The sequence below is a fragment of the Paenibacillus tepidiphilus genome (assembly GCF_008635795.1).
Lineage (GTDB): Bacteria > Bacillota > Bacilli > Paenibacillales > Paenibacillaceae > Paenibacillus_AQ > Paenibacillus_AQ tepidiphilus.
The window spans coordinates 192,375-207,204 of sequence record NZ_VWRQ01000011.1 but is presented as its reverse complement, the minus strand read 5'-3'; the positions used below and the strand labels follow the sequence as shown (position 1 = coordinate 207,204).

Here is a 14,830-nt window from a genome sequence, read left to right as displayed (position 1 = left end):
GAAGTGGACTTCTTCAGCATCGGCACGAACGATCTGATCCAGTACACGATGGCGGCGGACCGGATGAACGAGCAGGTGTCGTACCTGTACCAGCCTTACAACCCGGCGATTCTGCGCCTGGTGAAGAACGTCATCGACGCGGCCCATGCGGAAGGCAAATGGGCGGGCATGTGCGGCGAGATGGCCGGGGACGCAGGGGCGATTCCGCTGCTGCTGGGCCTGGGGCTCGACGAATTCAGCATGAGCGCGACTTCGATTCTGCCGGCACGCAGCCAGATTGCGAAGCTGTCGGCCGCAGAGATGAAGGAGCTGGCCGCCAGGGCGCTGCAGCTCGGCACAGCCGAGGAAGTGGCTGCGCTGGTGCAGAGCATCGCGCAGTAGGCTTTTTGCATCTGAGCATTCTAAGCCTATTGCGCAGTAAGCTTTCTGCATCTGAACATATCTAAGCCTATCGCGAAGTAAACATCTGATCTAACTATGTCTATCGCGCAGTAAGCTACTCGCATCTGAGCATATCTAAGTCTATCGCATCAAAACTTTCTGTATCTGATCAATTTATGTCTATCGCGCAATAAGCTTTTCGCAGCTATGCAAGTGTTTTCTGTCTACTGTTATCCCTTAACACTTTTCCAACTACTTTTCACCGGTCCCCGGAAGGGGGCCGGTTTTTTAGCGTTCCTAGTAAATCCTAAAGCACAACACTAAAAATGTTGCATTTGCAACATATAGATAGTAATCTAGTACCTAGACCACAGCAAGTTGTAGCTATGCACCATCTATTTGCGAGTAAGGCCAGGGACGCCCGCACCTACATCCCTTTCAATAGGCCGACCAACAGCACAGTCCGGCTAATCAATCCCATTGTAGACGAAAAATCAACCATAATGGGCCACCGTGAAGGTAAATAGGGCAAACGTAGCCGAAAAATCGACCACAATGTCTTGTCTTAGAGGAAAACAGACCCATTGTAGTCGAAAAACCGACCACATGGGCTACCGTGAAGATAAATAGGGCAAACGTAGGCGAAAAATCGACCATAATCCACAAACCAAGCTGACCTAAGGAAAGCAGGACAGTACCATAAAGTTCTCATGTTGCTCTTTTTCAGGATTAGTGGAAATCGCCACCTAATTTCACTTGTACGTTAGTGTTTGCAGCGCCGAATTGGCTGCATAGAATGGCTCCAGCAAGAAGCGACTGCGTGGGTAGTGAAACGAAACCAGCTCAGAACTTGGATCAATGCCACTTTATAACCGAGCAAGCTAGAGCGAGATAAAGCACTTATACCCTCAAATTTGCTGCGGTCAAGGTACCAGGCTTCATACACTATAAAGCTTCGGTGAAGCGAAGGGAGAGCAACGACTGTGAACATAACGATTAAGAAATGCACATTGGAGGACATCCGGCTGCTGCAGGAGATCAGCTATCAGACTTTTTAAGAAACCTTCATGGAGCAGAATTCGGAGGAGACGATGGCCGTCTATCTGGAGCAGGCCTTCAGTCTGGACAAGCTGGAAGGGGAGCTCAAGACCCCGTGTTCGCAGTTCTACCTGCTCATGGCCGGTGCGGAGGCCGCCGGATATCTGAAGCTCAACACCGGGGAGGCACAGTCCGAAGCCATGGACGGGCAGTCCATGGAAATCGAACGGATCTATATCAGAAACAGCTTCCATAAGCAGGGGCTGGGGAGACTCCTGATCGACAAAGCCGCTGAACTGGCGGCCGAAGATCATAAAACAAAGCTCTGGCTCGGCGTATGGGAACATAACGGGAATGCCGTAGCTTTTTACAGCAGAATGGGCTTTGTGCAGACCGGAACCCACCCGTTCGTCATGGGCGATGAAGTGCAGACGGATTATATTATGACCAAAACCTTAACTAATCTTTAGGTTCGGTTTAGATTAAATAAAGATTGGAACGATATAAATAGAAGGGAGGCGAACGTCCTCTAACCTAACTGCAATAGGAGATGAAACATGAATCAACTGAATAAATTCCTCACGGTAGGCAAAGCGGTGTTTCTTGTGCTTGCGATTATCTACGTGGGGTCTTTAGTGGATTTTATATTTAAGCCGTTCCAGGCGTTGACGGGCATCATCCTGATTCCTATGCTGCTCGCAGTCTTCTTTTATTATTTATTGCGCCCGCTGGTCAAGCTGCTGGAGCGTAAGAAGCTTCGGCGTACCCCGGCCATTCTGCTGATCTACCTGGTGCTGGTGGCGCTGGTGCTGGCATTCTGGGGAGGGGTCTGGCCTCCGCTCAAATCCCAGGTGACCACGATGCTTCAGAATGTCCCGTCACTGCTGCAGATGTTCGATGCCAAGGTAACCGAGCTGGAGCAAAGCGGCTTTCTGGCCAAGATTCTGCCGGGGGACAGCGGTCTGTTCTCCCATTTCACTGAATATCTCAACAAAGGCTTCACGTTAATGTCGAATTACATTTCGAATCTGTTCTCGGCGGTCTCGAATGTGGCGATTATCCTGTTTACCTTCCCGATCATTCTGTTCTACATGCTGAAGGACGGGGAACGCTTCGGTAAAATCATCGTCAAAGCCTTGCCGCTCCGCTTCCGTAACCGGTCCACCGCGATCCTGAAGGAAATCGACGCTGCCCTGAATAACTATATTCTCAGCAGAGTGATGGTGAATTTGGCGCTGGGGGTTCTGATGTATTTGGGCTTCCTGATCATTGGCCTGCCTTATGCGCTGGTGCTGACCTTCGTTGCGGTGCTGATGAACTTCATCCCGTATTTCGGGGCGATTATCTCTTCGATTCCCATCGTGATTATCGGCTTGATCGAGTCCACGAGTACAGGCATCTGGGCGCTGGTCATCATTCTGCTGGCGCAGCAGATACAGGATAATATCATCCAGCCGCTGATCTTCGGCAAGAGTCTCGAAATCCATCCCATTACAACAACTGTGCTGGTGCTCGGGGTGGGCAACCTGTTCGGAATTATCGGCATGCTCATTATTGTTCCGGTCTATGTAGTCATCAAGATTGTGGCGAAGCACATCTATCATTTGTTCCTGAAAGAGAAGTGGGAAGGGCTATAGACTTGACTGTGGCCCGTATACAACGCATACACAGCCAAACTGGAGGAGGAGATTTTGAATGGATACCGTGAATGAGGAGTGCAGAGGAACCGTAGCGATTTCGAACCGGACGATTATGAAGATCGTCGGAATGGCGATTCAGGAAATGCACGAGATTATGGCACTGATGGAGGGCAAGACCAGACGGACCAACCGGAAGGACTTCTATAAAGCGATAGGGCTTACTGTGAGCGGGGCGCAAGTCACGATCTCCATATCTCCCGTTATCCGGCTTGGCGTTCCCTTGCAGCAGATCTCCCGGCGTCTGCAGGACAGCATCAAGAGTCATGTGGAAAAAATGACCGGCCTCGCCGTATCGCAAGTCCATGTGACCGTATGCGGAATCATCCCCTAAAGCCGCAGGGGCCAGGAGATGATTCCGGTTGCAGACTTTCCGGCTACACCGGAATAATGATAGTAAACACTGTAGCTTCTCCGCTGCTGCCGCCAAGCTCCAGCGTACCGCCCATCCGCACGATGTTCTTCAGCGCGATGGCCAGGCCCAGGCCTGTACCGCCGGTAGCCGTCCTAGCTTCATCGCCGCGGACGAACGGATCGAAGATGGTGGCCTTAAGCTCGGGGGCGATGCCGATGCCGGTATCGGCGATTTCAATCGCCACCTGCTGCTTACCGGGAACAAGCTCGATCCGCAGCTGCGTGCCGGGCGGGTTATAGGTCAGCGCGTTGCTGATCAGGTTATGCACTGCACGGGCGAGCAGCTCCGGGTCGTAACGGGCGTATACCGGATGCTCCGGCACCTGGAACTGCAGCCTGAACTGCTTCTGTTCAATTTCGCCGTACGTATCTGCGATAATCTCGCGCAGGAAGTCCCCGAGTTCATGCTGGCCCATGCGCAGCAGGAAATCCGGGGAGTCAGTCTTCAGCAGCTCCACCATATTTTGAATAAGCCGGGTGACCTGTGAGGACTTGTTGTAGATGTAGGTCAAGTATTTGCGCTGACGCTCGGGATCGCCCACCCGTCCTTCATACAGCGCCTGGGCATAGCCCTGAATGCTGGTAATCGGCGTCTTCAGATCGTGGGAGAGGTCCATGACCATCCGCTGCTTGCTTTCTTCGGCCAGCCGCTGGGCTGCGGTCGTCTTCTCGATGACATCGGCCATATAATTAAAGCGTTCTCCCATTTGCATGAACTCTTCCTCGGCTTCCACCACAATCCTCGTGCTGTAATTCCCCTGTATCATCTCATTCAGCCCTTCAATGATCGTCCTCAGCGGCCTGCGGATTCTCCGTGCAACCGAATAGCTGTAGACAACCACCAGCAGAAGCAGGATAATGGCTCCCATCAGCACATAGGAGGTTACCGGCTGGTTAAGCGTGGACAGAAAAGGGTAGCTGTTAATGGTAATATCAATCCGGTTCCGCGGGAGCTTGAGCATCAGCCAATAAGCGGCTTCGCCGTCCGCATAACGGGTTAATGAGTAATAGTACTCCTGCCCGGGACCGTTCTCCAGCAGACTGTATAATTGCTCCTCCGTATAGCTGTCCGCCTTGTCGCCCTTATTCCCGATAACCTGAACCAGGTTCTTATCCCGGTCGAGAAGCTCCAGCCAGCCGCCGCTGCGCAAGAGCTTTGCGGTGTCAGGACCCGTCAGCGGATCGGCGGCATACCGGCTTGCCGCAAGCTTCAATTCGGGATCGGCGATTTGATATTCCTTCAGCTTATGCGTCACATCCATTTGGATAAACAGATAGGCGGCCAGCACGATGAAGCCGATGATCAGCAGAAAGCGCAGGAAATCAAAAGCAAGCGAAGTCTGCAGCGGGCGCTGGTTTCTAGTTCTCCACTGGCGCATCGATTTTGTACCCCAATCCCCGGATGGTCTTCAAGTATTCCGGCTTTTTGGAATCGCGCTCGATCTTGTCGCGGATATTGCTGATATGCACCATGATGCTGTTATCCTCATACATATAGAAGTCTTCCCACACGGCTTCATAGATTCGTTTGCGCGTAAAGACTCGGCCCGGCTCGGCCATCATCAGCCTGAGGATTTTATATTCGGTGGAGGTCAGCGTAACCGGCTCTCCGGAGATATAGAGCACACAGGCATCCAGATCCAGCGTCAGGCGGCCGAGGGCCAGAGTCTTCGGATCTTCCTTCTCCGGGGGAGCGACATCGAAGTGATGCACTCTCCGCAGCATGGCATTCACCCGGGCCACGACCTCCAGCGGGTTAAACGGCTTCGATATATAATCATCGGCACCCAGCTCAAGCCCGAGGATTTTGTCGTGGTGCTGGCTCTTGGCGGATAACAGCAGAACAGGGATATGACAACGGCGGCGGATGCTCTTCAGCAGCTGCAGCCCATCCATTTCGGGCATCATAATATCGAGAATGGCCAGATCGACAGCCTCGGTCTCGACGATCCGCAGCGCTTCTTTGCCGTTTCCGGCTTTGGCGATGCTATAGTCCTTCTCCAGGTACAGCTGCAGCAATTCAACAATTTCAGGCTCATCGTCGGCGATCAGTATTGTATAGATAAGAATCCCTCCCAAGTACAGTTATAGCCTGCCTATCTTTAACCAGTCTAAACCGAACCTAAAGATTAGCTAAATATTGTACGCCGGTCTATCCGATAACTATAATGTATAGCAACGGACATACTACTTGCAAAACAGAGAGGAGTACACCACCTTGGAACTCGGCAGCATTTTTACCTCTATCCTATCCTTCATTACCATTACGAATATTCTATTGGCCGGAATCGTGGTGTTCATTGAACGAAGGGACATCGGCTCGACCTGGGCCTGGCTGATGGTCCTGTTCTTTATCCCGTGGCTCGGATTTATCTTCTACGTCTTCTTTGGAAGACAGCTGAAGCAGAAGAATTTCTACAGGCTGACGCTGGACGAGCGGATGTACCTGCAGGCGGCGGTTGACGAACAGGTCATGCAGGTGGATTATCAGGGAGGGCTGTCCGCGAAATATGCGGACCTGCTGAAGATGAATCTGCGCTCCTCCAACGCCCTCATTACGAACGACAACGAGGTTCAGATCTTCGATGACGGGCAGGAGAAGTTCGATGCGCTGATTGCCGATATCCGCCAGGCCAAGCATGAGATCAACATCCAATATTATATCTATCAGCCCGATAATCTTGGCCGGAAATTGCGCGATGAGTTGACGCTCAAGGCCAAGGAAGGGGTAACTGTCCGCGTGCTGTATGATGAGGTCGGCTCCAGACGGACCTCCCGCGCCTTCTTCAAGGAGCTGATTGATAACGGGGGCCTGGTGGAGGTATTCTTCCCGTCGATTTTCCGGCTGATCAACTTCCGGATCAATAACCGGAATCACCGGAAGCAGTGCATCATTGATGGAGAAATCGCCTATATCGGCGGATTCAACGTCGGCGATGAGTATCTCGGTCTCGACAAGAAAATGGGGTACTGGCGGGATACCCATCTGAAGATGCGGGGCGGCGCAGTCGACCAGATTCAAGGCCGGTTCCTGATGGACTGGAACAAGGCGGCCAGCCGGAATGCCCTGCATCCCGAGCATCTGGCCTACCGTACCGATAAGCATTCCGGCGACAGCGTAGTCCAGATTATCACCAGCGGACCGAACTCGCAAACCGAGCATCTGAAGAACATGTACCTGAAGCTGATCGCCTCCGCCAAAAAAAGCATCTTTATCCAGACGCCGTATTTCATCCCGGACTCCAGCTTTATGGATGCCTGCAAAATCGCGCTGCTCTCCGGAGTCGATGTGCGGATCATGATTCCGAACAAACCGGATCACATGTTTGTTTATCCGGCGACACTGGCGCATGCCGGCGAGCTCCTGCCTTACGGGGTGAAGATTCTGCAATACGAGAAGGGCTTCATGCATGCCAAGACGATTGTCGTCGACGAGGAGGTCGCTTCCGTAGGCACGATGAATATCGATACCCGCAGCTTCCGCCTGAATTTCGAGGTCAGCGCCCTGATCTGCGATCCCAAGCTGGCCGGGCAGCTCCACAACCTGTTCCTGGAGGACAGCCTCTCCTGCTTCGAGCTGACGCTTGAGCGGTACGAGGTGCGCAGCAAGATGCTCAAGTTCAAGGAAGCGGTGGCGCGGCTGCTGTCACCAATTCTCTAAAAAGCCCCACAAAGTGAAGCCAATGCATAGATGCGGGATTCAGGTACTTTGCGGGGACCCCGATACAGACAGCCCCACAAAGTGGAGTACACGCATAGATGCGATTTCAGGTACTTTGCGGGGACCCCGATATAGACAGCCCCACAAAATGAAGGGCCGAGTTCCACCGCCAATCCGGCGGCAGGAACTCGGCCCTTATCTTTATTTGCACCCGGTAGATCAGGAGGCTTGCTCGAACTGGCTGTTATACAGCTCGGCGTAGAAGCCGTTCTTGGCCAGCAGCTCGGTGTGGCTGCCGCTCTCCAGAATATCGCCGTCCTTCAGGACGAGAATGACGTCGGCATTCTTGATCGTCGAGAGCCGGTGGGCGATGACGAAGGAGGTTCTGCCTTCCATCAGCCGGTCCATCGCCTGCTGGATCAGCAGTTCCGTCCGGGTATCGACCGAGCTGGTCGCTTCATCGAGCACGAGCATCGGTGCGTTCTTGAGCATCGCGCGGGCTATCGTCAGCTGCTGCTTCTGGCCGGCGGACAGATTGACCTTGTCGTTCAGTACTGTGTCATAGCCGGCGCTCAAGGTTTGAATGAAATGGTGCAATCCAACCGATTTGCAGGCTTCTTCAATCTCTTGCTCCGTGATGCCGGTCTTGTTGTAGACCAGATTCTCGCGGATCGTACCTTCGAACAGCCAGGTATCCTGCAGCACCATGCAGAACTGGTCATGAATATTTTCCCGGGTCAGACTGCTGATCGGCATATCGTCGATATAGATTTCTCCGCCGGTTAACTCATTGAAGCGGATCAGAAGGTTGACTAGTGTGGTTTTGCCGGCGCCGGTAGGACCGACAATGGCGATCTTTTGTCCGGGCATGACTTCTGTAGAGAAGTCCTTAATGACCAGATTATCCGTGCCTTCATAAGCAAACTGGACATGCTCGAACTTCACTTTGCCCGCTGCAGCCTCCAGCCGTGCGGTCTTGCCTTGCTCGTCGTCCATTTCCTCGGCTTCCAGAAATTCAAAGACACGCTTGCTGGCTGCGGAAGCCGACTGCAGACTTTGCGCCGCCTGGGCAATCTGGGAGAGGGGCTGGGTAAAGAAGCGCACATACATCATAAAGGCAACGATAACCCCGAAGGAGATATCTCCGTTCGTTGCAAGTACCGCACCGGCTACACAGACGGCCACGAAGCCTAAATTCCCGATAAACATCATAATCGGCATCATCAGCCCGGAGAGGAACTGGGCCTTGAAGGCACTGTTTTTCAGATTACCGTTCAGACCTTCAAAGGCATCGCGCATTTGCGTCTCGGCGTTGTAGGCTTTAACAACGGTATGACCGGTGTAAACTTCCTCAACATGGCCGTTGATTTTGCCCAGATATTCCTGCTGGCTCTGAAAATACTTCTGTGATTTCTTCATAATCACCGCCATCAGGCCAAAACCGATGATCGTAGCCACAACTGCGGTAACGGTCATAATCACATTGGTCTTGAGCATCATGACGATGGAGCCGACGAACATGGCCAGTGCAGTGACCAGCGTGCCGACGCTCTGGTTCAGCGCTTGGCCGATGGTATCCACATCATTGGTTACCCGGGAGAGAATGTCACCGGTCGTCGATTTATTGTAATAAGAGAGCGGAAGCCGGTTCATCTTGCGGGAAAGATCGCCTCTCAGGCGCTTCGAGACCTTTTGCGTGACCGACGACATGATGAGGCCCTGCAATAAAGACAATACGGCGCTGATGGCGTAGATCAGAACCAGAAACAGACCGATGGAAGCTACGGCATCCATATCAATGCCGGTGGCAAGGCCCTGCGTAATCAGGTCGGTCATCTCCGAGAGCTGATCCGGACCGAGCAAGGTCAACACCGTACCGATGGCCGCACTGACTAACGCGATCAGTACGACAGGTATATGATTGCGACAATAACGGAGAAGCTTGCTCCAGTTGTTGGGTTGTTGTTCAGTTGGTATCATTAGGCCAGCTCCTCCTTGGACAATTGGGAGTACGCGATTTCCTGGTAGACCTCGCAGGATTCCATCAATTCATCATGTGTGCCCATGCCGGCAATGCGTCCGGCTTCCAGCACGATAATCTTGTCGGCATCCTTGATGGTGCCGATCCGCTGGGCGACGATCAGCATCGTAGTGCCGCGGGCTTCCTTCTTCAGCTCGCTGCGCAGCTTGCGGTCTGTCTTATAGTCAAGCGCCGAGAAGGAATCGTCAAAGATGAGAATTTCCGGACGGCGGGCAATCGCCCGGGCAATAGACAGGCGCTGCTTCTGGCCGCCGGAGAGATTGGAGCCGCCCTGGGCGATATGCGCCTCATAGCTGCCATCCATTTTCTCGACGAAATCCGAAGCCTGGGAGGTATATACGGCATCCACCACTTCAGGAGCGGCATCGGAGCCGTTATCGCCGAAAGCGATATTGGAAGTCACGGTTCCGCCGAACAGCACCGCTTTCTGGGATACATAGCCCATTTTGTTGCGGAGTGCACTTTGTTCATATCGATTCACGTTCACGCCGTCTACGAGGACCTCGCCTGAGGTTGCATCATAGAAGCGCGGAATCAGGTTGACCACGGTACTCTTGCCGCAGCCGGTTGAACCGATAAAGGCGACGGTTTCACCCCGCTTGGCCGTGAAGCTGATGTCCTTGATGACGTAATCCTCGGCATCGGGATATTTGAAGCTGACATTTCTGAATTCCACCTCACCTGTAACCGTTCCGGGTGAGGCTGTAAGCGAGCCGTTCTCAAGTCTCGGCTTGGTATCCAGCACCTCGTTGATGCGCTTGGCGGAGACGTGGGCACGGGGCAGCAGAATGAAGATCATAATCAGCATCATGAACGCCATAACCACCTGTATCGCATACGAGGAGAAGACGATCATGTCCGAGAACAAGTCCATCTTGGCAGTCATATCAGCAGACTGGATCAAAGCAGCGCCGATCCAGTAGATCGCGAGGCTCAGCCCGCTCAGAATGAGTGAGATGGAAGGCATAAGCACGGCCAGGACATTGTTGGCGAACAGATTCGTCGAGGTAAGGATGTTGTTGGCCGAGCCGAATTTCTCTTCCTGGTAGCCTTCCGCATTGTAAGCACGGATCACCCGGAGTCCGGTCAGATTCTCTCTGGCTACACGGTTCAGGTTATCGGTCAGCTGCTGCAGCTTCTGGAACTTCGGCAGCACGAGCACAATACAGATGCCGACCACCAGAATCAGTATGCCGACGGCGGCACCGGTGGCCAGTGACCACTGCCAGCTCTTGCCTGTGATCTTGAGCAGTGCCCATACAGCGAGGATAGGGGCTTTGACCAGCAGCTGCAGGCCAATGACAATCAGCATCTGCACCTGGGTGATGTCATTGGTGGAACGGGTGATCAAGCTCGCCGTTGAGAAGCTGTTGATCTCCTCCATGGAGAAGGACTGAACCTTGTTAAACAGGTTCGAACGCAATCTTGCCGAGAAATTGGCCGCGATCTTGGCGGCAATGCCCGCCACTATAATGGAAGTGGCCAAGCTGCCGAGTGCACAGAGCAGCATCCAGCCGCCTGCTGCAATAATCTCGCTCATTTCGCTTCCCGGCGTCTGTACCAGACGGGTGATCTTGCTCATATAACCGGGCAATTCCAGATCCAGCCACACCTGGGCGACGATGAAGAGGAGGCTGGCACCGAATAGCGCCCATTCTTTCGGCTTCAAATACTTGAGAATGTTAAGCATAGCTTCTGACTCCTTTGATTGATGATGTAGTTATCTTACCGGAGAATAATAAACTGAACGTTAACTTTTCTGAAAAAAGAAAAAAGCCCTGAAAGAACGCTAATTGTTCTTTCAAGACTTGAGCTATGCTCCTGTCGGCAAGCTGACCGTAAATACAGTCCCTTGTGCAGGGGCGCTGCTGCAGGCAATAGTTCCGCCGTGCAGGTTAATAATCTGCTTCACTATGGTTAACCCGAGCCCGTTACCTGCGGTGGAGTGGGAAGTGTCCGCCTGATAGAATTTATCGAAGATCTTGGGGATGGCCTCGGGCACAATGCCGCTGCCGCTGTCGCGGACGGCAATCTCCAGCCTTTCGGCGGTGCGCTTCATGTTAATCTCGATCGCTCCGTGCTCCGGTGTAAACTTGATGGCGTTATCCAGCAGATTAAGCCAGACCTGATTGAGCAGCTCCTTGTTCCCGGACATTTCATAATCCTGGATATTGACGTTCAGCGCCAGATGCTTCTTCTCCATTTTGGCGGCCAGCAGCAGAACGCATTGACGGATTTGCTCTCCGACATTGTATCTTTGCTTGTCAGTCAGAATCGTCTGCGTCTCGATCTTGGACAGCTCCAGCACATTCGAGGCCAAGGAGGCGAGTCTGGCAGATTCCGCAATGACGATATCAAGGTATTCATCCCGTTCCTCTTTGGGCAGATCATCGTACTTCAGCACCTCGGCGAATCCCTTGATGGAGACAATCGGCGTCTTGAACTCATGCGAGAAATTGTTGACGAAATCGCTGCGCAGAATCTCTATTCCCCCGAGCTCCTCAGCCATCCGGTTAAAGTTCTCGGAGAGAATCCTGTATTCCGGCGGACTCGTCAGGTACAGGCGCGTAGAGAAGTCTCCGCCGGCCAGCCGGTTGGTCGCTTCTATAAATTCACGGATGGACTTGACCATTTTCCGGCTGGCAATGCCCGATATCGTGGTCCCGATCAGGATACAGGAAATCAAGATTATAATAGGCAGCACAGTGCCGTCCTGAGCGATCTCTTCATTCAGCAATCCGGTTACATGGGCCAAGAAGAACAGTACCCCGGTAATGACGACGGTAATAAGAAAGATGCAGAACACAGCAAGCGAAAAATAGAAGGGTAGAGTGATTCTTTCTTTTATCCAGCGCCCTAATCTGTTCATGTATTCCGCACCGCCTTATAGCCCAGTCCGCGGACAGAAACCAGCTCGAACTCGGGGTACCCTTCAAACCGCTTGCGCAGGCGGTTAATATGCACATTGACCGTAGTGTCTGTGCTTTCGCTTTGCATGCCCCAGATTTCGTCCATCAGCTGGATGCGCGTAAAGATACGCTCCGGATAAGAGAGCAGCTTATAGAGGAGGTAGAACTCTTTTTGCGGAAGAGTCTGCTTCTCATCGCCCCGGGTGACCGTCAAGGCTTCGTAATCCAGAATCACCTTGCCAATGACCAGCTTGCGGGCACTGGCAATCTGGGAACGGCGGAGCAGCGCCTGAATCCGGAGCAGCATCTCTTCGGTATCAATGGGCTTGGTCATATAATCGTCGGTTCCAAGGCGGAAGCCCTTCTTCTTGTCCTCCGGGAGATGCTTGGCCGTGGCCATCAGGATGGGAATCTGGCTGCCGGCGTCCCTTAACTCCTTCGCGAACTCATACCCGTCCATGTTAGGCATCATGATGTCGAGAATAATAAGGTCAATATGCTGCACTTCAAGCACATGCAGGGCTTTCAATCCATCTTCGGCGGTAAATACTTCGTAGCCTTCGCGCTTCAGTACAGCCTCCAGCAGCTTTCGTACATTGCGTTCATCTTCCACAACCAATATATGAATCATCGGCTTCACTCCAAGGGTTTTGTCATTTGTTGATGCAGCGCCTGAACATCCTGTACCGGCGGACGGCCGTACATTCTGGCGTATTCACGGCTGAACTGAGTAGGGCTCTCATAGCCTACTCGGTAAGCGGCATCCGCAGCCTGGATGGAATCCGTCAGCATCAGCCTCCGGGCTTCCTGCAGCCGCACAGTCTTCTGGTATTGGAGAGGGCTCAGAGCGGTTATCTTCTTGAAGTGCTTGTGAAAAGAAGAGACGCTCATATTGACCGACCGGGCCAGCTCACGGACCGCGAACGGACGGTTATACTCCCGGTTGATCTGTTTGACCGCCTGAGCAATATTGTAGGCATAGCTGCCGGTCCGTGCAAACTGGAGGAGCCGTGCGCCGTGATCGCTTTGCAGCACCCGGTAGAGGATCTCGCGAATGGCCAGCGGAGCCAGCACCGGAATATCTTCGGGAGCATCCAGCAGACTTATCAGCCGAACGATGGCTTCGAGCAGCGCAGGCGAGACCGCATGAACCGAGATGCCGCAGGCTTCGGCGGTGCTATTCGCGGCTTCAGCCGTTTCTTGGACCATATCCAGGATCATGTCCGGTTCGAAGCTTAATTTGAGGCCCAGGAACGGCATCTCCGGGGAGGCTTCAATAATCTTCCCGATCACCGGAAGCTCCACGGATGTGAGCAGATACGTTGAAGAATCGTAGCGGAATGTACGCTCCGCCAGCGCAGCCGACTTGGCCCCTTGGGCAACGACGCAGATCGAAGGCTTGTAGACCGACTCCAGCGGCTCCGACAGATGCACGGCATGCATCAGAGACAATGAAGGAATCGCTGTTGGATGCGTCCCGGCTGCAGGCGCATGGCGGCGTACCAGCTGCACAAGCTGCCCCAAGGCTGGTACGGTGGCTTGCATTTGCACGGCAGTGTTCATGGCTGAACTCCTTCCAGTTGTAACTTTACCCTTATCATAACCATCGCGGAGAGGATTAGGCAAGAACTGAACAGGGATAGGCTAACGGGAGCAGACACAGCTTGCTTATAATTAGGATACAAGGCAAGTCACGGCAGTGACGGGATAGGCCGAAATGAAGACAAGGGAGCGGATCAGTATGAATATGCAGGATAAAGTCGCCATTGTTACCGGTGCATCGCGTGGAATCGGAAGGCAAATCGCTATCCGATTGGGGCAAGCCGGAGCCAGGGTCGTGGTCAATTACAGCTCGAATATGGCGAAAGCGCTGGAGGTCGTGGACAGCATCAGACAAGCGGGAGGAGAAGCGGTAGCGGTCCGGGCAGATATTGCGAACGTTCAGGAGATCGAATCGCTGTTCGCCGAGACGCTGAGTCGCTTTGGACGATTGGATATGCTCATCAACAATGCCGGAATCATGGAATGCGTGCCTCTGGCAGAAGTCACCGAGGAGCTCTATGACCGGCATTTCGCTGTAAATGTCAAAGGCACTTACTTCGCCTGCCAGCAGGCAATGAAGCATATGACCGGGGGAGGGACGATTATTAATTTCTCTACCTCTGTATCGGGGGCGATGCTCCCGGCCTACAGTGTTTATGCGGCCACGAAGGGTGCGGTGGAGCAGATCACCCGGCAGCTCGCCAAGGAGTTCGGACCGAAGGATATTACCATTAACTGTATTGCCCCCGGCCAGGTCTCGACCGAGCTTTTCCTGAGCGGCAAATCCGCTGAGCTGGTAGACTCCTACCGGCGGATGAATGCATTCGGCCGGCTCGGTGAACCCGAAGATATCGCCGATGCAGTGGAGCTTCTGGTCAGCGGCAAAGCACGGTGGATTACCGGACAGACGATCCGCGTCAACGGCGGATTCAATTGACTATATAGATTGAACTAAAGAATTTTGTGTTGAGATTAGCCGTGACGCAAGAAAACATTTGGCTTCCGGTCGCTTCCCGTCCGTAGATTGATACCTCTTGTTGCGGTTCCGGCTTCCGCCTGATGGCTTTCCGCAGGAAAGCTGATAGGCGAAGCAGGGGCTGTCATCGTTCTAAGCTGCTGAAATGTAGATCGTGATTATCAGGCGACA

Annotated in this window: 12 protein-coding genes and 1 pseudogene; 6 read left to right on the top strand and 7 right to left on the bottom strand. The window is 53.2% G+C overall.

All coding sequences use genetic code 11. The annotated features are described in order from the left end of the window. The 4 genes and pseudogenes from F1379_RS16005 to F1379_RS15990 all read left to right on the top strand — a co-directional run. Positions 1-381: putative PEP-binding protein (locus F1379_RS16005; RefSeq protein WP_338046382.1), on the top strand; the 381-nt coding region annotated here is incomplete at its 5' end. A gap of 983 nt (positions 382-1,364) precedes the next feature. Continuing rightward, positions 1,365-1,889, top strand: a pseudogene (gene paiA, locus F1379_RS16000) (spermidine/spermine N(1)-acetyltransferase). A gap of 87 nt (positions 1,890-1,976) precedes the next feature. Continuing rightward, the gene (locus tag F1379_RS15995) at positions 1,977-3,056 is read left to right on the top strand and encodes an AI-2E family transporter (RefSeq protein ID WP_150271508.1); all 1,080 of its coding nucleotides are present in this window, start codon (positions 1,977-1,979) and stop codon (positions 3,054-3,056) included. A gap of 58 nt (positions 3,057-3,114) precedes the next feature. After that, positions 3,115-3,450: an Asp23/Gls24 family envelope stress response protein gene (locus F1379_RS15990; protein ID WP_150271506.1), complete on the top strand. Its 336-nt coding sequence runs from the start codon at positions 3,115-3,117 to the stop codon at positions 3,448-3,450. 43 nt (positions 3,451-3,493) lie between these two features. On the opposite strand, the gene F1379_RS15985 is transcribed toward F1379_RS15990, so the two are convergent. Further along, complete coding sequence (locus F1379_RS15985; protein ID WP_150271504.1) at positions 3,494-4,909, bottom strand: sensor histidine kinase; 1,416 nt, start codon at positions 4,907-4,909, stop codon at positions 3,494-3,496. Beyond that, positions 4,890-5,609, bottom strand: coding sequence for a response regulator transcription factor (locus F1379_RS15980; RefSeq protein WP_239004693.1), 720 nt, complete (start codon positions 5,607-5,609; stop codon positions 4,890-4,892). The genes F1379_RS15985 and F1379_RS15980 overlap by 20 nt, the downstream gene beginning before the upstream one ends. Before the next feature lie 139 nt (positions 5,610-5,748). On the opposite strand from F1379_RS15980, the gene cls reads away from it, so the two are divergent. Next, the gene (gene cls / locus F1379_RS15975) at positions 5,749-7,191 is read left to right on the top strand and encodes a cardiolipin synthase (protein ID WP_150271502.1); all 1,443 of its coding nucleotides are present in this window, start codon (positions 5,749-5,751) and stop codon (positions 7,189-7,191) included. 219 nt (positions 7,192-7,410) lie between these two features. Here the strand turns inward: cls and F1379_RS15970 are convergent, their stop codons facing one another. The 5 genes from F1379_RS15970 to F1379_RS15950 all read right to left on the bottom strand — a co-directional run bounded on the left by F1379_RS15970 (position 7,411) and on the right by F1379_RS15950 (position 13,704). Continuing rightward, positions 7,411-9,171, bottom strand: a complete 1,761-nt coding sequence (locus F1379_RS15970; RefSeq protein ID WP_150271500.1) for an ABC transporter ATP-binding protein — start codon at positions 9,169-9,171, stop codon at positions 7,411-7,413. Continuing rightward, positions 9,171-10,922 carry an ABC transporter ATP-binding protein gene (locus tag F1379_RS15965; protein ID WP_150271498.1) on the bottom strand — a complete coding sequence of 584 codons (1,752 nt, stop codon included), beginning with the start codon at positions 10,920-10,922 and terminating at the stop codon, positions 9,171-9,173. Before F1379_RS15965 ends, F1379_RS15970 begins: the two co-directional genes overlap by 1 nt. Before the next feature lie 123 nt (positions 10,923-11,045). Further along, positions 11,046-12,101 carry a HAMP domain-containing sensor histidine kinase gene (locus tag F1379_RS15960; RefSeq protein ID WP_150271496.1) on the bottom strand — a complete coding sequence of 352 codons (1,056 nt, stop codon included), beginning with the start codon at positions 12,099-12,101 and terminating at the stop codon, positions 11,046-11,048. Beyond that, the gene (locus F1379_RS15955) at positions 12,098-12,772 is read right to left on the bottom strand and encodes a response regulator transcription factor (RefSeq protein ID WP_150271494.1); all 675 of its coding nucleotides are present in this window, start codon (positions 12,770-12,772) and stop codon (positions 12,098-12,100) included. Before F1379_RS15955 ends, F1379_RS15960 begins: the two co-directional genes overlap by 4 nt. Before the next feature lie 5 nt (positions 12,773-12,777). Beyond that, a complete protein-coding gene (locus F1379_RS15950; protein ID WP_150271492.1) occupies positions 12,778-13,704 on the bottom strand; it encodes an AraC family transcriptional regulator in 927 nt (308 codons plus the stop codon). 178 nt (positions 13,705-13,882) lie between these two features. Here F1379_RS15950 and F1379_RS15945 point away from each other — a divergent pair, with 178 nt between their 5' ends. Further along, the gene (locus tag F1379_RS15945; protein ID WP_150271490.1) at positions 13,883-14,620 is read left to right on the top strand and encodes an SDR family oxidoreductase; all 738 of its coding nucleotides are present in this window, start codon (positions 13,883-13,885) and stop codon (positions 14,618-14,620) included. Positions 14,621-14,830 lie beyond the last annotated feature (210 nt).